The sequence below is a fragment of the Paraclostridium sordellii genome (assembly GCF_000953675.1).
GTDB lineage: Bacteria > Bacillota > Clostridia > Peptostreptococcales > Peptostreptococcaceae > Paraclostridium > Paraclostridium sordellii.
Map to the genome: position 1 here is coordinate 2,958,565 of NZ_LN679998.1, position 24,814 is coordinate 2,983,378.

General features: G+C 29.5%; 19 protein-coding genes. 2 read left to right on the forward strand and 17 right to left on the reverse strand.

Going from position 1 to position 24,814, the window contains the following annotated elements:
• Window positions 1-3 precede the first annotated feature (3 nt).
• The 12 genes from ATCC9714_RS14370 to ATCC9714_RS14425 form a co-directional block, all read right to left on the reverse strand.
• The gene (locus ATCC9714_RS14370; protein ID WP_021127715.1) at window positions 4-774 is read right to left on the reverse strand and encodes an ATP-binding protein; all 771 of its coding nucleotides are present in this window, start codon (window positions 772-774) and stop codon (window positions 4-6) included.
• A 43-nt stretch (window positions 775-817) separates the two neighbouring features.
• The gene (lpdA, locus tag ATCC9714_RS14375; RefSeq protein WP_057545730.1) at window positions 818-2,212 is read right to left on the reverse strand and encodes a dihydrolipoyl dehydrogenase; all 1,395 of its coding nucleotides are present in this window, start codon (window positions 2,210-2,212) and stop codon (window positions 818-820) included.
• Between the two features lie 22 nt (window positions 2,213-2,234).
• Entirely contained in the window at window positions 2,235-3,116 is an 882-nt protein-coding gene (locus ATCC9714_RS14380) for a methylenetetrahydrofolate reductase (protein ID WP_057545729.1), read from the reverse strand.
• A 32-nt stretch (window positions 3,117-3,148) separates the two neighbouring features.
• Window positions 3,149-3,820, reverse strand: coding sequence for a methylenetetrahydrofolate reductase C-terminal domain-containing protein (locus tag ATCC9714_RS14385; protein ID WP_054629565.1), 672 nt, complete (start codon window positions 3,818-3,820; stop codon window positions 3,149-3,151).
• Between the two features lie 28 nt (window positions 3,821-3,848).
• Window positions 3,849-4,721 carry a bifunctional 5,10-methylenetetrahydrofolate dehydrogenase/5,10-methenyltetrahydrofolate cyclohydrolase gene (locus tag ATCC9714_RS14390; RefSeq protein ID WP_021127711.1) on the reverse strand — a complete coding sequence of 291 codons (873 nt, stop codon included), beginning with the start codon at window positions 4,719-4,721 and terminating at the stop codon, window positions 3,849-3,851.
• 49 nt (window positions 4,722-4,770) lie between these two features.
• Window positions 4,771-5,403, reverse strand: coding sequence for a cyclodeaminase/cyclohydrolase family protein (locus ATCC9714_RS14395; protein ID WP_057545728.1), 633 nt, complete (start codon window positions 5,401-5,403; stop codon window positions 4,771-4,773).
• A 168-nt stretch (window positions 5,404-5,571) separates the two neighbouring features.
• Window positions 5,572-7,251 (reverse strand): formate--tetrahydrofolate ligase, encoded by a 1,680-nt coding sequence (locus tag ATCC9714_RS14400; RefSeq protein WP_057545727.1) that lies wholly within the window; start codon window positions 7,249-7,251, stop codon window positions 5,572-5,574.
• Between the two features lie 51 nt (window positions 7,252-7,302).
• Window positions 7,303-8,076, reverse strand: coding sequence for an ATP-binding protein (locus ATCC9714_RS14405; RefSeq protein ID WP_021127708.1), 774 nt, complete (start codon window positions 8,074-8,076; stop codon window positions 7,303-7,305).
• 195 nt (window positions 8,077-8,271) lie between these two features.
• A complete protein-coding gene (gene cooS, locus ATCC9714_RS14410; RefSeq protein ID WP_021127707.1) occupies window positions 8,272-10,200 on the reverse strand; it encodes an anaerobic carbon-monoxide dehydrogenase catalytic subunit in 1,929 nt (642 codons plus the stop codon).
• Between the two features lie 158 nt (window positions 10,201-10,358).
• Window positions 10,359-11,276 carry a bifunctional enoyl-CoA hydratase/phosphate acetyltransferase gene (locus ATCC9714_RS14415; protein WP_057545726.1) on the reverse strand — a complete coding sequence of 306 codons (918 nt, stop codon included), beginning with the start codon at window positions 11,274-11,276 and terminating at the stop codon, window positions 10,359-10,361.
• Window positions 11,277-11,464: 188 nt separating this feature from the next.
• Window positions 11,465-12,610 carry a tetratricopeptide repeat protein gene (locus ATCC9714_RS14420; RefSeq protein WP_021127705.1) on the reverse strand — a complete coding sequence of 382 codons (1,146 nt, stop codon included), beginning with the start codon at window positions 12,608-12,610 and terminating at the stop codon, window positions 11,465-11,467.
• A gap of 9 nt (window positions 12,611-12,619) precedes the next feature.
• Window positions 12,620-14,380, reverse strand: a complete 1,761-nt coding sequence (locus ATCC9714_RS14425) for a B12-binding domain-containing radical SAM protein (protein ID WP_057545725.1) — start codon at window positions 14,378-14,380, stop codon at window positions 12,620-12,622.
• A 181-nt stretch (window positions 14,381-14,561) separates the two neighbouring features.
• Between ATCC9714_RS14425 and ATCC9714_RS14430 the strand changes: the two genes are divergently transcribed.
• Window positions 14,562-14,762: a hypothetical protein gene (locus tag ATCC9714_RS14430; protein WP_021122370.1), complete on the forward strand. Its 201-nt coding sequence runs from the start codon at window positions 14,562-14,564 to the stop codon at window positions 14,760-14,762.
• Here the strand turns inward: ATCC9714_RS14430 and ATCC9714_RS14435 are convergent.
• The 4 genes from ATCC9714_RS14435 to ATCC9714_RS14450 all read right to left on the reverse strand — a co-directional run bounded on the left by ATCC9714_RS14435 (window position 14,759) and on the right by ATCC9714_RS14450 (window position 20,565).
• Window positions 14,759-15,682 (reverse strand): hypothetical protein, encoded by a 924-nt coding sequence (locus ATCC9714_RS14435; RefSeq protein ID WP_057545724.1) that lies wholly within the window; start codon window positions 15,680-15,682, stop codon window positions 14,759-14,761. The two genes, ATCC9714_RS14430 and ATCC9714_RS14435, sit on opposite strands and share 4 nt — an antisense overlap.
• A 284-nt stretch (window positions 15,683-15,966) precedes the next feature.
• Window positions 15,967-17,667 carry an arginine--tRNA ligase gene (gene argS, locus ATCC9714_RS14440; protein WP_057545723.1) on the reverse strand — a complete coding sequence of 567 codons (1,701 nt, stop codon included), beginning with the start codon at window positions 17,665-17,667 and terminating at the stop codon, window positions 15,967-15,969.
• Window positions 17,668-17,738: 71 nt separating this feature from the next.
• Window positions 17,739-18,170, reverse strand: a complete 432-nt coding sequence (locus tag ATCC9714_RS14445) for a 2-thiouracil desulfurase family protein (protein ID WP_055340709.1) — start codon at window positions 18,168-18,170, stop codon at window positions 17,739-17,741.
• A gap of 16 nt (window positions 18,171-18,186) precedes the next feature.
• A complete protein-coding gene (locus tag ATCC9714_RS14450) occupies window positions 18,187-20,565 on the reverse strand; it encodes an endonuclease MutS2 (protein ID WP_057545722.1) in 2,379 nt (792 codons plus the stop codon).
• Between the two features lie 138 nt (window positions 20,566-20,703).
• Here ATCC9714_RS14450 and ATCC9714_RS14455 point away from each other — a divergent pair, with 138 nt between their 5' ends.
• Window positions 20,704-22,152 carry an aminoacyl-histidine dipeptidase gene (locus ATCC9714_RS14455; protein WP_054629556.1) on the forward strand — a complete coding sequence of 483 codons (1,449 nt, stop codon included), beginning with the start codon at window positions 20,704-20,706 and terminating at the stop codon, window positions 22,150-22,152.
• A 48-nt stretch (window positions 22,153-22,200) separates the two neighbouring features.
• Here the strand turns inward: ATCC9714_RS14455 and mprF are convergent, their stop codons facing one another.
• Complete coding sequence (gene mprF, locus ATCC9714_RS14460) at window positions 22,201-24,741, reverse strand: bifunctional lysylphosphatidylglycerol flippase/synthetase MprF (protein WP_055332772.1); 2,541 nt, start codon at window positions 24,739-24,741, stop codon at window positions 22,201-22,203.
• Window positions 24,742-24,814: the final 73 nt, after the last annotated feature.

A 24,814-nucleotide genomic window follows, 5' to 3' on the forward strand; every position in this document is an offset into this window, starting at 1 on the left:
AGCCTAGTTTAATTCTAACTTAGATATAATATCTTTGATGGCAATTCTTGATTTAGAATCTTCAGGTAATTCTACTAATGGTTTTCCAGAAGAATCAAATTCATATATAAGCTCATCTAAAGGCACAACCCCTAAAAGATCTAATTCATGTTTTTTTATTTCCTCTTTTACACCTTCATTTAATATGCCATTTGGAGCCTTATTTACTATTAACTGCATATCTCCTACATTTAAATTTAGTTCTTTAGCTAAATCACGTATTCTTGCAACAGCTTGAATACTACGTCTTGAACAATCACTAACTAATAAAAGTTTATCTATATGTTTAGTAGTTTTTCTACTTAAATGTTCCATCCCAGCTTCATTGTCTATAACTAAGTAATCATAGCTATCAGAAAGCTTATCTGTTTGTTCTCTTAATATTCCATTTACGTAGCAATAGCACCCTTCTCCTTCTGACCTTCCCATAACTATCAAGTCATATCCTGGCCCCTCAGCCAAAGATGTATTTAATCTGTATTGTAAATATTGTGCTTTTGTCATTCCTCCAGGGAATGAATTACCTTGTTTTTCTCTTTTGTTTATTTCTTCTCTTATTTGACCTAATGTTACATCTATTTCTAGTCCTAATACTTCATTTATATTAGCATTTGCATCTGCATCAACTACTAATATAGGCCCTTTTTTATCATTTACTAAGCAGTCAATTAAAAGTCCTGTAAGACTAGTCTTCCCAGTTCCACCTTTTCCTGCAACTGCAATATTAAATCCCATAAGATTTCCCCCTTTGTTTAGCCTAAATAAAACTTTATCCCATTTATGCTTTTACTAATTTTGGAGCTGCATGAATACATTCTCCATGAACATCATGAAGAGCTTCCATTATTCCCTCCGATAATGTAGGATGAGCATGTATTACATCCCCTACTTCTTCTACTGTTAATCCTAAATGTACTGCTAAAGATAATTCTGTTAATAAATCTGTTGCGTGAGGTCCTACTATAGATGCGCCTATTATTTTATCTTCCTGATTTGCAATAATTTTTATGAATCCTTGGAAATGTCCTATTGCTTGAGCTTTTCCTAATGCTCTAAAATCGAATTGTCCTGTATTATAATCTATACCTTCAGATTGAAGTTCTTTTTCTGTTTTTCCTACTCCTGAGACTTCTGGATCAGTATATACACATCTTGGAATAGCGGAGTAATTTACAGTTTTAGAGTTGCCACAAACAGCATTTTGAGCTGCTATTAATCCTTCTTTCGATGCTACATGTGCTAAAAATGGTGTGTTTATTAAATCTCCTATTGCGTATATACCTTCAATATTTGTTTCTAAATTTTCATTTACTACTATCTTTCCTCTTTCTAATGTAATTCCTATATCTTCTACTCCTGAATTTTCTAAATTCGGTTTTCTTCCTATAGATAGTAAAGCTTTTTCAGCTTTAATTTGTTTTCCATTAGATAAGATTGCTACTACTTCATTGTCAACAATTTCACATTTTTCGATTCTAACACCTGTCATTACCTTAATTTTATCCTTTTTAAATTGCCTTTGCAACTGTTTGGCTACATCTTTATCCTCTAGTGGAAGTAACTGATCAAACATCTCTACAATAGTAACCTCTGTTCCTAAAGTCCTAAAAAATTGACCAAATTCACAACCTATAACTCCTCCACCAACTATTAATAATGATTTTGGAACTTCCTTTAAATTTAAAGCTTCATCACTAGTTATAATCCTATCTTTGTCATAAGGAAACATAGGTAATATAACTGGTTGAGATCCATTTGCTAATATTATTTTATCAGCTTCTATTATTTCAACTTCTCCGTTTTCCTTTTTTACGTCTATCTTGTTCTTATCAATTAATTTACCAAATCCATTAATTAGATTTATTCCTCTTTTATCAAATAAAAATTCAATTCCTCCAATTAATTGATTTACTATTTTATTTTTTCTCCCCATTATTGACTCAAAATCAGCTTCTATACTTCCATCTATATTTATTCCAAAGTTTTTAGCTTCTTTTATAGATGAAATTAATGAAGATGAAGCTAACAATGCTTTAGTTGGTATACACCCTACATTTAAACAAGTACCTCCAACTCTTCTTTTTTCTATGACTGTAACATCAGCTCCAAGCATAGCAGCTTTTATAGCAGCTACATATCCACCTGGACCTCCTCCGATTACTGCTACTTTCATTTTTCATCCCCCTAATATATTTTTATATATTTGCAGCATCTAAAATAGCTGGAATATTTTCTTCTGCCCCTATTGCCATTATGTGAATTCCATCGCATAAATTTTCTTCTTTTAATTGTTTTATTAATTCTCCTGCTATTTTTATTCCTTCATTTACCCAATTTTCTTTTCCTACAGACTTAAGCCTATCTATAAGTTCTTCTGGAACATAAATTCCTGGAACATTAGCATTCATAAATTTAGCCATACCTGGTGATTTTAAAGGTATTATACCAGCTAAAACTTTTGTATTCATATCTTTAGTGTGCCTTCTAAAGTCTCTCATAGTATCTATATCATACACAGCTTGAGTTTGGAAAAACTCGGCTCCTGCGTTAATTTTCTTTTTCATTTTTAATAATTGAACTTCAATAGGTGTGTATCTAGGTGTTACTGATGCTCCCAGATAAAATTCTGGTGCTCCTTTTAATTGATTTCCAACCATATCTGTTCCTTGTGAAAGTTTTTGTGCTGTTTTTAAGATTCCAACACAATCTAGGTCAAATACAGGTTTGGCTTGAGGGTGGTCTCCTACTATGGTGTGATCTCCTGTTAATGCTAGCATATTCTTTATACCAAATACTCCAGCAGACAATAATTCTCCTTGTATCGCTATTCTATTTCTATCTCTTCCCGTTACTTGAAGTACCGGTTCTAGTCCTTCATCTTTTAATAATTTACATGTAGTAAGAGAAGTAGTTCTCATTACTGCAGATTGAAAATCTGTTACATTAACTGCATGAACTCTTCCTTTAACAGCTCTTGCACATTTTATTAAATGAGATAAGTCCGTTCCTTTTGGAGGAGCCATCTCTGCAGTTACTGCAAACTTTCCACTTTCTAAAGTTTCTTTTAGTAAGCTCATTTTTTATCCCCCTTTTAACCTTTTAAAACTAATTAAGCTTTAGCCGTAGCCTCTTTTTTCTTTAGGCTTAGACTTCTAGGATTACCTGATTTTGAATAATCTTTAGGTTCTTTTATATCTAGTAAATTATCTAATTGGTTTATAGATTTTAACCTATCGTATATAAGTATCCAAGCACAGTCGTTTTCAGGGTTAACTTCACATTTTCCGTCTCTTGCTCCTCCGCAAGCTCCATTTAATAAACCTTTAGCACACATAGTTACTGGACATATGCCCCCAGTCCATGCAAGCTCACATTCTCCACATGCTTTACATGCTTCTTCAAATTCGCCAACTCTCCTAACTTCTCCTATGAATAAAGTGTTGTTAGCTGGATATACAGGTTTATCTTTTAAGTTTTTTACAATTGTTTGTGTTCCATCTCCACAAGCTAGCGAAAGTATTGCATCAGCTTCTTTTATTTCAGTTTTTAAAGCTTTTAAATCCTTTTTAGTTTTTAAAAGATTACATGCAGGGTCTAATATTTGATATCCTAAAACTTCTTTTCCTTCATTTTCTAGTCTTTCTTTAATTTTTAAAACTTCCTCTTCCCCACCACTTTTACACGTAGCTGCACACTGATTACATCCTATTAATACTATTTTTTTAGCATTTTTTAAGTAATCTATTATCTCTTCAAATGGCTTATTTTCAGAAATTATCATCTCTATTCCCCCTTGAAAATTTCCACTTTTATTTATTATTTTGTAACTTACAAGCCTTAACTACATGACTAGCTAGTATTGAAGTTGTAACTGATCCAACACCTCCTGGAACTGGTGTTAACATACGAGCTTTATCCATTATATCATCTGTATCAACATCTCCACATAAATTACCTTCATCATCTACATTGATTCCGACATCTATAACTACAGCACCGTCTTTTATATAATCATGATTTATCATTTTTGCTTTTCCTACTGCTGCAACTACTACATCTGATTTTGAAGATATCTCTGGTAAATTTTTAGATTTTGAATGACATATAGTTACTGTAGCATTTTCATTTAGTAAAAGCATAGATACTGGTTTACCAACTACCATAGATCTTCCTATAACAGTTATATTTGCTCCTGATAATTCTATGTCATAATGTTTTAATATCTCTACAACTGCAGTAGGTGTACATGGTGGATATCCACTTTCATCATTTTCTACTATTTTTGCTGTATTTATTGGATTAAAGCAATCTACATCCTTTTTAGGGTCTATATGATACTTTATTTCATCTTCATTTAAATGTTTTGGTAATGGTCTAAAAGTTAATATTCCATTTATTTTTTTATCTTCATTTAACTTATGTAAGACCTTTATATACTCTTCTTGATTTATATTTTCATCTAATTCTACTACTTCTGTTTCTATACCTATAGTTTTACATCTTTTTAGTGCACCTCTTTCATAAGCCAAGTCATCAGCTCTTGCACCTACTCTAACTATAGCTAACTTAGGATTTATACCTTCTGTAACTAGATTATTAACTTCTTTTATTAATCCTTCACTTATTTTATCTGCAACTGGTTTACCTTTAATAATTTGTCCTTTAGTTGTTGTATTGTTCATTTATTTGAGCCCCCTATATATTAAAACTTAAGAAAATTATAATTGATTTTTATTTATTTAATGCTTTTTCTACTTTTAAATAAACTTCATCACAAATTTTAACACCTTCTTCAACAAGGCTATTAATTTCATTTCTTACTTCATTTACATATTTTTCATCTTTTATTGAATTTATATTTATTAAAACATTTAACTGTCCACTAAGAATAGCAGCTCTTAGACATTGAACTCCAACACCAATATCACTTATAGCCAATCTTGATCCTTTATCGACTAAATCTTCATGTAACTTAATAGATTCATAGCATACTTTAACTATTTTAATAGGCACTTCACATGCTTTTTTTAATGCATTTTCCATAGTCTCTGACTTTATTTTCTTCTCTTCATCTGTTGAACTTGGAAGTCCATATGCTTTAGACAACGGAAGAAAGCACTCTGCATCTTCATCTATCATACCAATTAAGTCTTTTTCTAAAGATCTTGCTTTTTCAAGTATAGATTTTACACTTTCTTCATGTTCAGCATACTTTTTCTTTCCTATAGTTAAGTTACAAACCATACTTCCTAATGCAATACCTATAGCCCCAGTTAAAGCTGCTGCTCCACCTCCACCAGGAGCTGCTGATTTTGAAGCTAAAACATCTACAAAATCTTCACATGTTTTTTCTGATATTCTCATTTTCTTTCCTCCATAAATAATACCTTATGTTTATTTATTTTGATTAACAAATCAGAGTTAGCAAAGTTGTAAATTTGATTGTTAACGTAGTACTTAAACTAAACTTTCAATAATTCATGCCAATTAACAAACCAGATTTACAACTAGCTACTCTAATATATTATCTTACTAGAATAAACCTGATATTACACCATTTTCATCAACATCTATTCTTTCAGCTGCTGGAACTTTTGGGAGCCCTGGCATCTTCATTATATCTCCAGTAAGGGCTACTATAAATCCAGCACCTGCAGAAACTGTTAACTGTCTTACAGTTATTTTAAATCCTGTAGGTCTACCTAATTTTGTTTGGTCATCAGTTAGAGAATACTGAGTTTTCGCCATACATATAGGTAATTTTCCAAAACCTAATTTTTCTAGGTTTTCTATTTCTTTTTCTGCTGCTAGAGTAAAATCTACTCCATCAGCTCCATATATTCTTGTAGCTATAGCTTCAATCTTCTCTTTTATTGATAGGTCATCTTCATAGCAGAATTTAAAGTTATTTTCTTCTTCATCTATTAATCTAATAACTTCCTTCGCTACTTCAATTCCACCTTCTCCACCTTTAGCCCAAACTTCAGAAAGTGCAACATTAACACCTAATTCTTTGCATCTATCTTCTACTAACTTAAGCTCTGCCTCTGTATCAAGTGGGAATCTATTTATAGCTACAACTGCTGGTAATCCATAAACTTTAGTTATATTTTCAACATGCTTTAAAAGATTTGGAAGTCCAGCTTCTAATGCTTCTAAGTTCTCTTCATTTAATTTATCCTTAGCAACTCCACCGTTGTATTTTAATGCTCTAACAGTAGCTACTATTATAACTGCATCTGGCTTTAAATCTGCCATTCTACATTTGATATCTAGGAATTTCTCAGCTCCTAAATCAGCTCCAAATCCTGCTTCTGTTACAACGTAATCAGCAAAGTGCATAGCCATTTTTGTAGCTATTACAGAGTTACACCCATGTGCTATGTTTGCAAAAGGCCCTCCATGAACAAAAGAAGGAGTTCCCTCTAGTGTTTGCACTAAGTTTGGCTTTAATGCATCTTTTAGTAAAGCTGCCATAGCTCCATTAGCCTTTAATTGTTTAGCTGTTATAGGATCTCCATTAAATGTATATCCTACTATTATGTTTCCTAGTCTTTCTTTAAGGTCCATTATATCATTAGCTAAACAAAATGCTGCCATTATTTCAGATGCAACTGTTATATCAAATCCATCTTCCCTTGGCATACCATGTGCTTTACCACCTAATCCATCAGTTATATTTCTTAACTGTCTATCATTCATATCCACACATCTTCTCCAAGTTATTCTTCTTGGATCTATTCCTAGTTCATTTCCTTGATGTATATGATTATCAAGCATTGCTGCTAATAGATTATTTGCTGCTCCTATAGCATGAAAATCCCCAGTAAAGTGTAAGTTTATATCTTCCATAGGTATAACTTGAGCATACCCTCCCCCAGCTGCTCCACCTTTTATCCCAAATACAGGTCCTAAAGATGGTTCTCTTAATGCTACTAATACATTTTTATTTAATTTAGAAAATGCATCGGCTACACCAATTGTTGTAGTTGTTTTGCCTTCTCCAGCTGGAGTTGGATTTATAGCTGTAGTCAATATTAGCTTAGCCTTCTTATCTTTTTTATCTTTTTTTAGTAAGTTATAATCAACTTTTGCTTTATACTTACCATAAAGCTCTACTTCGTCATCACTTAATCCTAATTTTTTGGCTATTTCCCTTATATCTTGCGGTTTAGCTTCTTGTGCAATTTCGATATCTGATTTAAATCCCATAACTAAATCTCCTCTCACTTTACATTGTTATATCTATTATACTAAAAAATACTAACAATTCGTCATTAATCTACTTTTTATTTCATTTATCTGTATTTTAGTATCTTCGCTTACATCATATGGAGATTGACTTGCTCTATCAGAATCTATAACATCTTGATTGTAGTAAATAAAACCTAGCAATTCTCCATCCTGTAAATTACTAGCTATAAAGTCTTCATCAGATTTATTTCTTACTTTATTTCCTACCACAAAAACTTTTTTAACGCCTATATCCGTACCTAGCCTTTTTACCTTTCTATATGTTTGTAGACTTCTTTCTCCAGGTTCTACAACAACTATAAAAGCATCTACTCCTTGTGCCGTACCTCTTCCTAAATGTTCTATCCCTGCTTCCATATCCATTACAACTACATCTTTATTTTGTAATATCAAGTGTGAACATAGCCTTTTTAACAAAACATGTTCAGGACATACACATCCACTTCCACCAGAATCTACTGTTCCTAACGTTAAAAGTCTAACCCCATTATATTCCTTGCAGTACTTATCAGGTATATCATCTACTTTCGGATTTAATTTAAACATTTTATTGAAAGTACCCGTTTCAGCAGATGTTCTTTCATTAACTAAATTTTTCATCTCTGATATAGGTACTATAGTTTCATAAACTTCTTTAGGGAAACCTAAAGCTAAGCCTAAGTTCGCATCCGGATCTGCATCTACAGATACTACTCTATATCCGTCATCTGCAAACATTCTTGATAACATAGATGAAAATGTTGTTTTTCCTACTCCACCTTTTCCTGTTACTGCTATTTTCATACTATTCCCACCTTTTCTTTATCTTTAGTTTTATATATTACTACATTTATTCATAATAAAAAATTTGCAAATTAATTATTTAAAAGTTTTCTTTGCATGAAAAATAAACTACAGCTAGCTTTCATAAACTAATTTAAATTTAATACTATCTTTTCAAAGTAGTATCCCTAGTTTTTTTACTTATTAAATTTAATACTATGCCTCTGCTGGCTTTGCTTCCTTTTGTGCATTTTTTTGTGCAACTAATTCCTCAAAATGTTCACGCTTTTTCTCAATACCATTTATTATCATTTGAGCTAGTTCTTCTGGATTCTCATTTACCTTAAATGTTGCTCCTACACTATCTTGTAAAGTTTTAGTTAATATTTCTACAGTTTTTGAAGATCCTGCAATAGGAGGCATTATACCTAAGTAAGTATCTATACCCGATCCTACAACATAAGTACCTATAGCTACTGCCTTTTCAGACATCCATTCTGGAGCTACTCCTGCTACAGGTATATCACACATATCCATATCTAAAAACTTAGCAACTTCAGCTACAACATTTAATATACGGCTACAGTCAACACATGATCCTAAGTGTAAAACCGGAGGTATGTCTACTAATTCACAAACCGTCGCAAGTCCTTTACTAGCCATACTTTTAGCTTCTTTATTTAATAATCCAAATTTACCAGCTGCTGAAGCTCCACACCCAGTTGTAACTACTAATATGTCATTTTTTATAAGTTCTTTCATTATAGTTACATGAGCTTTGTTTGAAATACTTCTTGCATTATTACATCCTACTACTCCTACTACTCCTCTTAATACTCCTGATTTTAAACAGTCTACTAAAGGTTTAACTGTTCCTGGACTATCTATTTGAGAGTTGACAACTCTATCTAACTGACCTATTATTGTTTGCTCACTATATCCTACAGTTGTAGTAGTTTTTAATTCAGGTATATAAACTTTTTCTTTATCTCTATTTTTAAAATTAAGTATAGCTTCTCTTACTATTTTTTTAGCATCATCTAATGCTGTATCTTCATTAAATTCAATGTATGTTGATCCTGATATCTTAGCTTTTGGAGATGTTGTTATAAATTTTGTATGATAACACTCAGAAACTTTAGCTAATGCTGGGAATATACATTGTACATCTACTATCATAGCTTCTACAGCTCCTGTTATTATAGCTAGTTCTTGTTGGTGGAAATCTCCTGCTGTTCTTACGCCATGTCTCATCGTAACTTCATTTCCAGTACAACACATTCCTGCTAAATTTATACCTTCAGCTCCGACTTCTTTAGCTAATGCCAGAAGTTCTGGATCCTCAGATGCTAAGACTACCATTTCTGATAATGAAGGTTCATGTCCATGTAAAATTATATTTACTTTATTGTTTTCTAGTACTCCTAGGTTTGCTTCTGATTGTCTTACGGTAGGTGTTCCGAATAATATATCACTAAATGTTGTTCCTATCATAGAACCTCCCCATCCATCTGCAAATGAAGTTCTTAATGATAAGTTTATTAAGCTATCTATATCAGCCGTACATCCCATGTGAGTTGAATGCATGATTGTTACTATTTCTCTATCTATTGCTCTTGGCTCTATATTATGTTTTTTCCATATATCTTGTCTTTGATGTGGTGCTCTGCTTAAGAATTTTAATTTTCCATGAGGTTTCCCAAATTCCATTAAAGCTACATCTGCAACCTCATGTGCTATATCGTATATATCTCTATTTTCTGTTTCTATTCCCCATTCTTTAGCTAAACCTATTAATTTAGCATCATCTTTTATCGTATAATTACCGTCTCTACTAGATATAGCCATTGTATGTGCTATACCTCTAGCATGGTCTGAATGTGCAGCCGTTCCCGCTGCAACCATTCTTGCAAAGTTTCTACCTACTATTACGTGCTCATCTGCTCCACATAACCCTAACGGAGTTTTGGGAGTTATCCTACAAGGTCCAGCTGCGCATATCCTACAGCATACTCCTTGAAGTCCAAATCCACATTGAGCCTTCATGGCAAGTTTTCTGTCATACATAGTTTCTACGCCATCTCTCTCAGCCTTTTCTATAAGCTTTTGGCTGTTTAAGTCGATAGTCAACATCTTTTTATCCATACCTCTATCCCCTTTATATAAAATTTTTAATAGAAATAAGTACGTTACTGTGTATGAGCTTTATATTTTTCTATATTTAAAATAATCTCTTTTACCTAAATTATAGCAACTATATAAATTACTTTCACTATAATTTAGGTAATTTTTTAACAAGTAGTTTATATATTATTATCTAGCCTAGCTATTAGTGCTCCATATGCGATTGAATATAGCTTTGATTCATGAGAATCAGCTCTTGAAACAAGTACAATTGGAACTTTAGCTCCCATTATTATACCTGCAGACTTTGCATTTGCCAAATATGTCATAGATTTTCCTATCCCATTTCCAACTTCTATTGTTGGTACTAGTATAATATCTACATCTCCTGAAACTTTACTGTTAATATTTTTAATCTCTGAGGATTTAGAAGAAATAGCTATATCAAAAGCTAATGGACCTTCTAAAATTACATCTTCTCCAAATAATTTATTTTCACAGTCTTGCTGTAACTTATAAGCATCTACTGTGGCTTCCATTTTATTATCTACCTTTTCTTTAGCCGCTAAAGCAGCTATTTTTATATTTTCTGCCTTAAGTGCTTTACAGGCTTTTATAGCATTATTAACTATTTTTCTTTTCTGATCATATGTAGGTTTTATATTCATTCCTCCATCAGTAATCATTAATAATTTGTGATAAGTTGGAACCTCATATACCATAACATGACTTAAAAGACTATCAGTTCTTAAACCATAATCCTTATTTAAAACAGCTTTAAGTAGTATAGAAGTATCTAGTATTCCTTTCATTAGGAAATCAGCTTTTTTATCACTTACAAGCTTAACAGCTATTTCAGCACACTCTTTATAAGTATAAGCTTTAATTAAACTTATATTTTCTAAATTGAAATTTAATTCATATGATATTTTTTTGATTTTATCAATATCTCCTATCAATATAGGTTCAATTATATTCTTATTCATAGCATCTAAAACAGCATGCAGAACTTCCTCATCTTGAGCTGCAGCTACAGCTAATTTAACTTTCCTATCTAATTTTAAATCGCTTATTATGTCATCTAGATTTCTTATCAAAATGGTTCCTCCTTATTATTTTTACTTTTGCAAATTTATAAATATGTATAAAAGTTGTTATTATAGTTAATTTAATTTGACAACTAGTTTATTACTCCTTTATTATTTATATAAAATTTCTATTTAATATTTTTATTTATAAAAAAAGCTATAAGAGTAAACTCTTATAGCTTATATAGCTTAAATTTTTATCTATACTGATCTAATTCTCTAAGACATGCAACTGTAACCTCATCTTGAGGATTTATTTCGTATGCTCTTTCTATATAATAAATTGCATTATCTAAATCTTTATCGTTTAAATACGCCATACCTAGATTACATAAAATCTCAGGGTCTTCTTTTTTTAACTTAGCTGCTTTTTCAAAATACTCTATGGCACCTTTAATATTGTAATTTGATGCTTCACAAAGTCCTAATTCAACTAATGTATCTACTTGATTTGGTCTTATTATAAGTATCTTTTCAAAGTATTTTTGAGCTTTACCTATATCATTCATATTTCTATAAGCTAACCCTATCATAAATAAAAGATTCCACCAGTCTCCATGTTCATCTGCTAGTGGCAATAACTTTTCTAATCCTTCTTCATTTTTACCTTGGAATACTAAATTATAACCCTCTTCATATTGAACTTTAAAATCCATTTTTCCTATTATATCTTGAACCTCTGCACATAAATCATCGGGTAATCCAAGTCTTATTGCTTCTTCCCATGTAACCTTACTTTTTATATATTGATTTTGATTATAGTAATGATATCCTAAATGATAGTATGCAAGTGCAAAAGATTCATCTATATCTATTACCTTTTCTAATGCTTCAATCGCATCTAGTAAAAATGCTTCCATAGGTTTTTCATCACCATTTTTTTGATGCATCTTTGCCATTTCTTGACAAACTATCGCATAATGATAAAGTGAATCCACATCATCTGGGTACAAGTTAACACTACATTTTAAATATATTAAAGCATCTGTATATTCTCCAGCCTCAAAATATTTTCTAGCCATATATCCCATATAAGACTTTAAATCTAAATCTAAATTATTTTCTATAGCTTCTAAAAACTTTTTATAATCTTCATTGTATTTAAAATTACTGTCGATTCCCATTATATAAATCATTGCATCTGCAATAGACATTGAACTTAATCCATTTTCAACTGTATTACTTTTAATTCCTTTTACTAAAACATCATTCTTTATAGGCACATCTAGTCCATCTTTTGGAAATTCGTATCCTTTTAATTTAAAATCTGCTCCATTTTTTATTTTTAAGAAAGCTAATTCCTCTGCTTTTTTTAATATATATTTTTCAACTCTAAATTTCATTTTTCCCTCCTATATTTCTACTGTGTATGACTTAGATTTCTCAAACACTTTTTTATCATCATAAACAAATAATACTATACTTTCCTTTGGCTCAAGTTTAGTTTTTATATCGTCTTTTAATTTCAATATATCATATTTGAAAACTTCAAAATGTACATATTTTATTATTTGCTTAGCAGGAGTATTTTCAAATCTTGGTATATATTTTAATATATTTTCTTCATTTTGTAAAAATAGATGACATCTATTTTTGAAATCTTCTATATCTACTTTTTCAAGAAAAGCAGGTACATTAGATGTTTTACCTAATGATATATAATCGTATTTTATAATTTCTTTAAATAAATCACTATTTATATTAATTTTCTCTAAATAAAAATCTAGTAATATTTTATATAATTGATTTTTTCCTTGAGACATATTAAAGTATCCATTGTCATTAAAATACGTAGCAAAATCTTCGAAGAATTTAAATGGGCTTTGTTTATAAAAATTATGTATTATATATCTCATAGAAAGTACAAAGTTCTTTGAATTAAAATATCTTTCTAGTATTTCTTCTATATCTTTTAGCTTAAGTATTTGGTCATAACTTATATATTTATTATATAAAACCTCATAAGGTGGATAGTCTTTATATCTAAATTCATGTTCATCAGCTCTATTTCTTATTCCCGTTCCTTTTATCATTTTAAGAAAACCTAATTGTAAATGCTCTATACCTAAATTAAATACATCGTTAAATGAATTCTCAAAGCTTTTGTAATCTTCGTATGGTAAGCCTGCAATTAAATCTAAATGTTGATGTATATTTCTATATGAAGCAATTTTCTTTACTACATATGAAAGTTTGCCAAAGTCATCTCTTCTTCCAACAGCATCTAAGACTTTTTCATTAGTTGTTTGAACTCCTATTTCAAATTGGAATAATCCTTCTTTACAATCCTTTAGAAATTCTAGCATGTCATCGCTTAATAAATGAGCTGTAACTTCAAAGTGATATGTAGTATAATCATTGTCGTTTTCCATTAAAAACTTCATTATTTCCATAGCAAACTTTTTATTAGCATTAAAAGTTCTGTCTATAAATTTTATTTGAGATACCCTTGCATCTATAAGTGCTTTTAAGTCTTTCTTTACTCTATCTATACTAAAATATCTCAATCCCTGAAGAGTTGAAGATAAACAGTATTGACAGTTAAAAGGACACCCTCTAGATGTTTCATAATATACTATTCTATTTTCATATTCTTCTTTGTTTAATTTTTCATATGGACTTGGGATTAAATCTAAGTTTTCTAAAAGCTTCATAGATTTATTCTTAATAATATCTTTATTATTTCTATATACTATTCCATCTACATCCTCTATTTTTATATCACCTTTAAGGTGTTTTACAAAATCTCTAAATACTAGTTCGCCTTCTCCATAAAGTATGTAATCTACAAAATCATATTTTTTCATAGAATCTTCACTATCATAACTTACTTCTGGTCCACCTAAGGCAATTTTCATATTAGGTTTTACCTTTTTAATGTTACCGCATAATTTAACAATATCATTTACGTTCCATATATATGTCGAAAATAAAATAACATCATAATCATTTTTATAAATATCTTTTAATATAAAATCTAATTCATTGTTTATAGTATATTCTCTTATATCTACTTCTATATCTTCTATGTCTTTTACCATTTGGTTTAAGTATCTTATGGCTAAATTTGTATGTATAAACTTAGAGTTTAAAGTTGTTAAAAGTATTTTCATTTAATTCACCTCTTTTTTTAATTTTCTTAGCTATAACTTGTCTATTTTTGTTAAAATACTATATGTATTGATTTTAATTTCTAATATTTTGTATAAAAAGAAGGTTTTTTTATATTATTGTAGAATTATATCTCATTATATATTTATTAATCACTAAATTATATATGAAAGGAAGTTTTTTATGAAATTGTTCGACAAAGTATCTATTGATGCACTATCTAAAAGAGATTTATTGCTTATTGTAAAAGCATTAGAATATACCTATGAAAACACTGATTTAGAAGATTTCATCGGCCTTAGAAACAGTCTTATAAAAGAACTTTGTTTTTTAACAAATACTAAAGAAGAAGTTTTTGTTGAATACTTAGAGTCTGATAATTAAGATTTTTTAAATTTGAACTTATAATTACCTGACTTAGATACTAATCCTATAGTCAAAATATTATTTGAAAATTCTTTTGATATAACTTTGATATTATTTAAAATTGGATCTGATTTTGTATCTCCAATTTCTAATCCTATTATATATCTAGGGTCTGATTTTATATCATATGTTTTTTTATGTATTTTATATTTTCTAAGTTTTATAATATAATCTGACATTGAATTTATGAAATCTATATTATCTAAACCAGGTTCTAATTCGAAATTCAACATAGATAATATAGATTTTTTTATACTTTTTACTCCTTCGAGCTTCGCCTCTCTATCTTCTACATATATATCATAAATAATATTTAATAAATTCACTATTATATTATTTTCTTCATAATCCATTATATTTTTATCTGTATATTTATCTATAGTCTGTATAACTTGTATTCTCTTCATTTCAAATTTTATTACTTCTGACTTTGGCATATCATGGATGAATTCAATAATATTAGTTTTAATTTTTTGCATTAAATCAGCATACTCTAGTGCTGAATTTTCAATAATCGAGTGTATTAATGTATTATACATTAACCCTGAAATTATGAAGTCATTCATATATTTTTCATGTTTATTGAAAAGAATATGATACTTTATAACCTTTAATACTTCTTCTTCACTTCTTTTAATATTAGTATTGGATATTATAACTGGTAATAAAATATTTAATATATTTAAGTCTTTGATGCTATCTCCATAAAACTTATAATATATTAATTCATCTTTTAATCTATTTTTATCAATTTTTACATACCTTTGTGATATATCATCTATTAAAGATTTTGTGTTTATTATAATCATATCTTTTATATATTTATCATTTATACTAAATGCATTTATATATGCTTTTTTTAATAAATCATCATTCATAGCAATACCTTCCTAACGCATAAACTATTTTTAGTTTTATCAATTTGCTAAGTTAATATACTTTTGTTAAAAGAGTTCAATTTAATCACCACTAAAAAAAATAGGCAGCTATTAGCTGCCATAAATGTAGGGGGGGAGTAGAATAGTTTATATATACTCTACTTCCATATATATCTCTTTTGATTCTAATTAGCTCAGCTATCGAGCTATTTCTTAATTTAATTATACAATAACCGAAATTTAGATGTAAAGTATTATTTTTCGACAAATGTACATTAGATATACTACATTCTTTCTGGTGCCCCCATACCTAATATTGCAAGCGCATTTTCTATAGTCTGTTTTGTAGCTGCAACTAAAGCTAATCTAGCTTTTTTAACCTCTATATCATCAACTAATATAGAATTATCATGATAGAATTTATTAAATGCTTGTGCTAAGTCTAAAACAAATCTAGTTACTATATGTGGTTCGTTCTTTCTCATTGCAACTAATAAGTTTTTGTTAAATGATGCTATTAACTTTAATACTTCCGAACTATCAGCATCACTTAATAAATTATAATCTACATCTGTAGTTACATCCATGTTTGCTTTTCTTAAAACAGAGCAACATCTAGCATGAGTATATTGTACATAAGGTCCTGTTTCTCCCTCAAAGCTTAATGTTCTTTCCCAAGAGAAAGTATAGTCCTTAATTCTACTATTAGATAATTCTTGGAATACTACTGCTCCAACTCCTACTTGTTTAGCTATTTCATCTACATTCTCAGCATTAGGGTTTTTAGCAAGCATAGTTTCTTTAGTTTTTTCTATAGCTTGTCTTAAAACATCCTCTAAAAATACTACTCTACCTTTTCTTGTAGACATAGTACCTTCTTCTAATGCAACCATTCCAAATGGCACATGTACCATATCTTTAGCCCATTCAAATCCTATTAACTCTAAAACTTTAAATAATTGTTGGAAATGTAAGCTTTGTTGAGATCCAACTACATATATACATTTTTCAAAATCATAGTTTTCTTTTCTGTATAATGCTGCAGCTAAATCTCTAGTCATATATAATGTAGATCCATCTTTTTTAGTTATAAGAGCAGGTGTCATGTTATATTCTTCTAAGTTAACTATGTTTGTACCTTCAGACTCTTCTAATAGACCTTTTTCTTTTATTATATCTATAACTCTATCCATCTTATCTGAATAGAAACTTTCTCCTGCATATGAATCAAATTCTATGTCTAATAGATCATATACTCTTGAGAACTCTTTTAAACTCTCATCTCTAAACCATTGCCATAAATCAACAGCTTCTTTATCTTTGTTTTCTAGTTTTGTAAACCATGCTCTAGCTTCATCTTCCATTTCTGGATGTTTCTCAGCTTCATCATGGAATTTTATGTATAATTTTAATAATTCAGGTATTGGATTAGACTCTACAGCCTCTTTGCTTCCCCATTTTTTAAATGCTACTATAAGCTTACCAAATTGTGTTCCGTAATCTCCAAGATGGTTTACTCTTACAGTATTATATCCTTGAGAATCATATATTTTATATAAAGCATTTCCTATAACTGTTGTTCTTATATGCCCTATATGGAATGGTTTTGCTATATTAGGAGATGAGAAGTCTATTACTACTGTCTTATCTTTTCCTATTTCACTATGTCCATAATTTTTTCCTTGAGTTAAAACATCATTTATAACATTCTTTGCTAATTGAGATTTGTTAACGAAAAAGTTAACATATCCTCCTGCTGGTTCAATCTTTGATATCGACTCATTAGCTTCTATAGTTTGAGCTAAGTCAGCAGCTATCATATTAGGTGCTTTTCTAAAAACTTTAGCTAATCTAAAGCATGGAAAAGCATAATCTCCCATTTCACTATTTGGAGGTATTTCTATTAATCCAACTATTTCTTCTAATGTTAAATCTTCTATTTTTTCTTTTAACGATTTGGCTACTTCTATTTTAAAATCTTGCATATTAGTACTCCTTCCATTATTCTTATAACACTTTATGATAAAACAAATTATACTTTTTTTCAAGTATCTGTCTATATTTCCAGTTCTTTCTCACTGATAATATTAATACCTTCTTTTTTTAACATCATTGCAGTGATTCCACTTCCATCTATTTTTCTATTACTGAAAGTTCCATCATATATTTTATTACATCCACAAGAAGGGCTCCCTTCCTTTAATATAGCTTCTTTACAATTATAAATCTTGGCTATCTTTAATGTTTCATAAGCACCTCTCATAAAGTTTTCAGTTACATCTAAACCATCTTTACTTTTAACAATAATTTTTCCATTTTTATTTAAGATTTCACTTGGAACTCTAGGAGTTGGAAGTCCTCCTAATTGTTCAGGACAAACTAGTATAAACTGTTTGTCCTTTAAATATTTTTTTACAATTTCGTGATTGTTATTATCGCCATTATACTTACAGTTTATTCCTAATAAGCATGCTGATACCAATATCATCATTTCATCCCCTTATTTATTTTAATGTAACGATAGTAACTCCCATACCACCTTCACCATATTGTCCTGGTCTTTGTGATTTTACATGTTTATGTTTCTTTAGCATTTCTGTTATCCCAGCTTTTAAAACACCCGTACCTATACCGTGGATTACTGTTACATTTTCAAGTCCAGCTAAACATGCATCATCAAGATACTTATCAACTTCTTCTCTTGCCTCTTCAAGTGTCATTCCTCTTAAATCAACTTCACTTTTAACTCTTCCTGATTTAGACTTTATAACATTTCTAGTAGCATTAGTAACTGTTGATTTTACATCCTTTTTAGCTTTTTGTAATGATTTATATGGAAGGGTCATCTTCATTATACCAATTTGTACTAAAGCTTCTTTTTTCTTATTATCCGCTGAAATTACAGATCCTTGTTGATTTAATGTTATAACTTTCACTTCATCTCCAGGCTTTAAATCTTTTACTTCTTTTGAAGTAGTCTTTGGAACTATCATACTCTTAATACTTGGTTGTAATGCTCCCATTGAACTTGATATTTCTCTTCTTAATTCTTCTATTTTTCTATTTTTTTCTTTAGACATGTTCTCTTGTTCTAATCTTCTAAGTTCCTTTATAACTAATTCAGTTTCTTCTTTAGCCTGTCTAGTTATTCTAAAGGCTTCTTGTCTAGCTTCTTCTAGCATTTTTTCTCTTTGAATAGCTATTTTTTCTAGTTTTTCATCATACTCTTCTTTTAACGTCTGAATTTCTTTTCTTAATCTAGATGCTTCTTCTTTTTCTTCTACAGCTTCTACCCTTGATTTTTCTAAACTATGAATTACATCTTCAACGGCAATTGTATCTGTATCTATAAACTCTTTAGCTCTATTTATTACATAATCACTCAATCCTAACCTTTTAGATATGGCAAATGCATTAGATTTTCCTGGCACCCCTATAAATAACCTATATGTAGGTTTTAAATTTTCTAAATCAAACTCTACAGCCGCATTTTCTACTCCATCTTTTGTAAGTGCGTAATGCTTTATTTCACTATAGTGTGTAGTTGCTATACATTTAGCTCCTGCCATATTTACATCTTCAAGTATTGCAATAGCTAAACCTGCTCCTTCGACTGGATCAGTTCCTGCTCCTAGTTCATCAAATATTACTAGTGAATTTTCAGTAACTTCATTTAATATAGAAACTATATTGGTCATATGTGATGAAAACGTAGATAAACTTTGTTCTATGCTTTGTTCATCTCCTATGTCTGCAAATACATTATCGTATACACACATGCTAGTTCCATAATCCGCTGGAATATGAAGACCACTTTGAGTCATTAATGCAAATAATCCTACAGTTTTTATAGTTACTGTTTTACCACCAGTATTTGGCCCTGTTATAACTAATGTATGGAATTCCTTACCTAATCTAATATCATTTCCAATAACGGATTTTGGATCTAGTAGTGGGTGTCTTCCATTTTTTATATTAATATAACTTTCTTCATTTAATTTTGGTTCTATTCCTTTTAATGAAATTGACAACTTTCCTTTTGCAAATGCAAAATCAATTTTTCCTAATATAGCTTGGTTGCTTAATATGTCATCGCTTATATCACCTACAAGAGCCGATAACTCGCTAAGTATTCTTTCTATTTCTTCTTTTTCTTTTAATTTTAACTGTCTAAGTTCATTGTTCATTTCAACTATACTCATTGGTTCAATAAATAATGTTGCTCCTGATGATGATTGATCGTGAACTATACCAGATACTTGAGATCTATATTCTGCCTTTACCGGCACAACAAATCTATCTCCTCTTATTGATATTATTGCATCTTGTAAATATTTTTGATATGTTGATGAACTGATTATTCCATTTAATTTCGAACGAATAGATTGATTTTTTTGTATTATTTTTCTTCTTAAACTTCTTAACTCACTTGATGCATTATCTGATATTTCAACTTCGCTAACTATAGAATTATAAATTTTTTCTTCAACATCTCTATGGACATATAATCCATTTGATAATGATTGAATTATTGGATAGTTAAAATCTTCTTCATCTGATGAAGATAAATTGTTATTTAAAGTTCTAGCTACTCTTAAAGTATCCGCTATCATAAGTAAACTTCCTGGGTCTATAGATGCTCCGACTTTTGTTCTCTTTACCTTATCTTCAACATCATATAATCCTTGTAAATTTACTCCACCTTTTTTTATAAGTATAGCTTGAGCTTCACTAGTTTCCTCTAGCATATATTTAACTTCTTCGTAGTCTGAACTGGGTTTTAATTTATCTATATATCTTAAACCTAAAGAAGATGAAGCTTTATCTTTTAGTAAAGAAATTATCTTGTCAAACTCTAAAACTTTTAATGATTTTTTATTCATGCTTCCTCCTTAGAAAAATTTTATTCAAATTTTAAGTGTATTTTATGTAATTTTGTACTATACTATTTATATATTATACATAATCAATACTATTTTGTAATATAATTTAATTTAATTTTTAGTAAGGAGATGTTTTTTATGAACAACGTTCTAAGTGATTTACAACCTAGTTTAGTTTTTAAGTATTTTGAAGAGATTTCTCAAATACCAAGAGGATCTAAAAATGAGAAGGCTATAAGTGATTACTTACGTAATTTTGGTGAAGGCCTAGGCTTAGAGACTATTCAAGATGAAAGTCTAAATATAATAATAAGAAAGCCAGCAACTCCTGGATATGAAAATGCACCTGGTGTAGTACTTCAAGGTCATATGGATATGGTTTGTGAAAAAAATAAAAGTACTAACCATGACTTTATGAAAGACCCAATCGAGCTAAGAATAGATGGAGATTATGTATATGCAAATAATACAACTTTAGGTGCTGACAATGGTATAGCTGTAGCTATGGGACTTGCAATACTTGCATCTAATGATATCCCTCATCCTGCTTTAGAAGTTCTTTTAACTGTAGACGAAGAAGCTGGTATGACTGGTGCTATGGCATTAGATGGAAGCTTAATTAAAGGAAAATACATATTAAACTTAGATTCTGAGGAAGAAGGTCATCTTCTAGTAAGTTGTGCTGGTGGTGTAACTGCTTTATCAACTTTACCAGTAGAATTTGTTAAACCTGAAGCTTCTAAATCAGCTTATTTATTAGAAATCAAAGGTTTATTAGGTGGACACTCTGGTATGGATATAATAAAACAAAGAGGTAATGCTAATAAATTATTAGGTAGACTTCTAAACTTATTAGATGTTGATTTTGATTTAGCTAAGGTTGAAGGCGGATCTAAAAATAACGCTATCCCTCGTGAAGCTGATGCTGTAATAATGATAAATAATGATCAAAAAGATAAATTCGTAGCTTGTGTAAAAGAAATAACTGAAATATTTAAGCATGAGTTAAGAACTTCTGATCCAGGTTTTGAAATAGTATGTACTGAAACTACTAAACCTGAATTAGTATTTAATGCTAAGTCTAAGGATAGCGTTATAAAAGTACTTAACTTAATACCTAATGCTATACAAACTATGAGTATGGATATAGAAAATCTAGTTGAAAGTTCTACTAACTTAGGTGTTCTTAGAACTACAGACTCTACAGTTACTTTCGAATGTGCTGTAAGAAGTTCAGTTAAATCTCTTAAAGATGATATAACTGCTAGAATGGAACTTTTAATATCTGAGTTTGGTGGAAAACTTGATTTAATAAGTGACTACCCAGCTTGGGAATATGCTAAAGGTTCTGAACTTGAAAAAATATGTGTTAAGGCTTTCGAAAACATTAATGGTAAAGAGCCTATAATAATGGCTTTACATGCAGGTCTTGAGTGTGGTTTATTACTAGATAAAATACCTAATGCTGAAGCTATATCATTTGGACCAAATATGTATGATGTTCATACTCCAAATGAACATTTAAGCATATCTTCAACTGATAATACTTGGAAATACTTATTAGAAATATTAAAATCTATGAAATAGTAAAAGTAAAAACTCCTCTGAAATTCAGAGGAGTTTTTTTTATTTCAATTATTTACTTATAGATTTGTTTATAGGTTTTTCTGCTACTATTATTATCTGTACTGCAGTCGTAAGTATTGAAGTTTTTTTTCTGTAAGCCATATACTTACCTTCCCATATATCACAGTACTTTTCTTTAAATTTCTTAAGCCCTTCAAACGAATAGAAGTTTTGTCCATGAGAATAAATCTGAGAAGCTACTTTTTCTGATAAAAATGAATATTTGGACCTTCCGACATTTGATAAAGGTGCCATTCCCATATTAAATCTTGAATAGCCTTCTTCTTGACCCCACTTAAATAAATTAACGAATATAAAGTCCATTATACCATTACATGTATCGTGAGAAAATCTCATTAAATCAATTGATAATGTCTGATCATTATCATACATAGGCATTAAATTACTAAAGCCTTTTATTTCATTATCTTTATTTCTTACTATAGCAATTGGTTGCTTACTTAAGTATTCTTTATCAAAGAATCCTATATAGAATCCTTTTTCATGTCTACCATCTAACCATTCATCCGAAACTGCTTTTAACTCTTCAAAGAAACTTTCTGAAAATGGAGGCTTTATAAGTTCAAATGTATATCCTTCTTTTTCAACTCTAGATATGGCATTCCTTACACTTTTCATTTTTCTGCCTTCTAACGTAAACTTCTTTAAATCAACTAATGCATCTTCACCTAACTTCATAAATTCATACCCTGTTTCATGTAAGTCTGGCATCATAGTTTTATCTATTGCTGTAAATACCGGTACATATCCATATAAATCTGCTAAATTATAAAACTCTTGAATAGTTTCAAATATTTTTTCCTTATTCCCTACAGGGTTTCCAAGTATTATTATTTTATTAGCAGATATTTGATATTGTAAAAGTACATCTTTTGATTCATTTATATATACAAATTTATCCTTTAAATATACATAGTGTATTACTGGTGATCCTCCGAACTTATTTATTATATCTGTGACTTCATTTTGATACTCATCTAAAGTTCTTCTTGGAAAATCATTATCTTTATTTATTCTATATAACATCCAAAGTAAAAATAGTGCAATCAAGAAACCACATATACTAAATCCTAATAAAGATGCTCCATAATGCTTTATAGATTGTATCTTATAGTTAGCAATAGGAAGCTTACCTATCTTTCCATTAAGATTAGCATAAACTGTGTATATATATAATATTAAGAAAGAAATCATTAAGATTACATCTTGAGCAAATACTCCCCATCTCATAACGAAACTTTCTCTGTAAAATTGCTTCTTACTAGCCCAAATAAGTAATGCTACTATAATTAGGTATATACTTCTATAATAGTTTGGATCCATTACTAGTGTTAACAATACCGCTCCTGTTATTAATACTAATGTTATTTTATATATTCCTTTTGATTTATAAGTCATTACTCTTGATACAGCAATTAATAAAAATCCTATTATTATAGATATTCTTTGAGGAATATGAACTACTGAAAAATATGAAAATTTATTTACTATATAAAATTTCTTTGCCAAATCAGGAGAGGCTTCAGAAATTAATAAACTAACTCCAGATAATAAGACTAGCAAAATAATTATTATATGTGCTATCTTTGACAAAGTAGTTGTTATTATATCTTTAACTTCTTCATCTAAATGCTCAAAATAATCTTGTGCATATAATATAAGTCCTAATATAAGTGGTATTATGTAGTAAGATACCCTATATAAAAATATAGCTAATAATACCTTCTCAGGAGAAACTCCTAATGCTTTTAATCCTAACAATAATGTTATATCAAATGATCCAATTCCTCCAGGAGCCATACTAACTATTGCTGCAACTATAGCTACCACAAATATAGGTAAAAATTTAGCTATAGAAACTGGTTCTCCTAAAATTCTCATAATACTATATATTAAAAATATAGTTGTTGCCCATTCTAATGCTGATATAGCCATAACTTGGACTGAATCTTTTATATCTGCCTTTTCCTCTTGAGAACCTTTTATAAATTTAAATATTAAATATATTGATAAAATAGGAAAGTATGTACTTATTAAAACGGTCATTATACTTACAAACTTATCAAGTCTTACATCCGAAAAATTAGTTATCACATAAATAAAACAAACCATAGAAAATCCAGTTAAATTAAGTGCAACTATTTTTGTTATTTCTTTTACTAATAATTTCGTATCTTTTACATGATCTTTATAAAAATTAGTTTTTAAAGCTATAGCTGTACTTCCTCCAAATCCAGCTATACTAGCTATAGAACTAGCTATCAGTGAATATTTGTATAGCTTTTTGTTATTTAATTTTATTCCCACTCTCTTTTTAAGTATAAAATCATAAAAACTTAATGGTAAGTATGAAATCATACCTAGTGCTGCTATAATTAGCAAGTTTGATATAGTTAGTTTATCTGCATACCTTTTTAAAATTGTCATATCAAAGGATGCAAATACATTCTTAAACTCTTTCATTACTATAATGAAAATTGCTAAGGCAAAAACTATCTTTATCCATTTTAGCAATTTATGCTTATTCATATAGTAATCCCTCCTTTTACTTTTTACCTAAAAAACAATTTATCTATACATTTTTTTACATTTTTTTACATGT

Coding starts and splice junctions, on each gene's coding strand:
- ATCC9714_RS14370 (WP_021127715.1), bottom strand. CDS start 774: ATGGGATTTAATATTGCAGTTGCAGGAAAAGGTGGAACTGGGAAGACT.
- ATCC9714_RS14405 (WP_021127708.1), bottom strand. CDS start 8,076: ATGAAAATAGCAGTAACAGGAAAAGGTGGAGTAGGAAAAACAACATTT.
- lpdA (WP_057545730.1), bottom strand. CDS start 2,212: ATGAAAGTAGCAGTAATCGGAGGAGGTCCAGGTGGATATGTAGCTGCT.
- mprF (WP_055332772.1), bottom strand. CDS start 24,741: ATGAATAAGCATAAATTGCTAAAATGGATAAAGATAGTTTTTGCCTTA.
- cooS (WP_021127707.1), bottom strand. CDS start 10,200: ATGGATAAAAAGATGTTGACTATCGACTTAAACAGCCAAAAGCTTATA.
- ATCC9714_RS14455 (WP_054629556.1), top strand. CDS start 20,704: ATGAACAACGTTCTAAGTGATTTACAACCTAGTTTAGTTTTTAAGTAT.
- argS (WP_057545723.1), bottom strand. CDS start 17,667: ATGCAAGATTTTAAAATAGAAGTAGCCAAATCGTTAAAAGAAAAAATA.
- ATCC9714_RS14430 (WP_021122370.1), top strand. CDS start 14,562: ATGAAATTGTTCGACAAAGTATCTATTGATGCACTATCTAAAAGAGAT.
- ATCC9714_RS14450 (WP_057545722.1), bottom strand. CDS start 20,565: ATGAATAAAAAATCATTAAAAGTTTTAGAGTTTGACAAGATAATTTCT.
- ATCC9714_RS14435 (WP_057545724.1), bottom strand. CDS start 15,682: ATGAATGATGATTTATTAAAAAAAGCATATATAAATGCATTTAGTATA.
- ATCC9714_RS14395 (WP_057545728.1), bottom strand. CDS start 5,403: ATGAGAATATCAGAAAAAACATGTGAAGATTTTGTAGATGTTTTAGCT.
- ATCC9714_RS14390 (WP_021127711.1), bottom strand. CDS start 4,721: ATGAACAATACAACAACTAAAGGACAAATTATTAAAGGTAAACCAGTT.
- ATCC9714_RS14425 (WP_057545725.1), bottom strand. CDS start 14,380: ATGAAAATACTTTTAACAACTTTAAACTCTAAGTTTATACATACAAAT.
- ATCC9714_RS14385 (WP_054629565.1), bottom strand. CDS start 3,820: ATGATAATTTCTGAAAATAAGCCATTTGAAGAGATAATAGATTACTTA.
- ATCC9714_RS14445 (WP_055340709.1), bottom strand. CDS start 18,170: ATGATATTGGTATCAGCATGCTTATTAGGAATAAACTGTAAGTATAAT.
- ATCC9714_RS14380 (WP_057545729.1), bottom strand. CDS start 3,116: ATGAGCTTACTAAAAGAAACTTTAGAAAGTGGAAAGTTTGCAGTAACT.
- ATCC9714_RS14400 (WP_057545727.1), bottom strand. CDS start 7,251: ATGGGATTTAAATCAGATATCGAAATTGCACAAGAAGCTAAACCGCAA.
- ATCC9714_RS14420 (WP_021127705.1), bottom strand. CDS start 12,610: ATGAAATTTAGAGTTGAAAAATATATATTAAAAAAAGCAGAGGAATTA.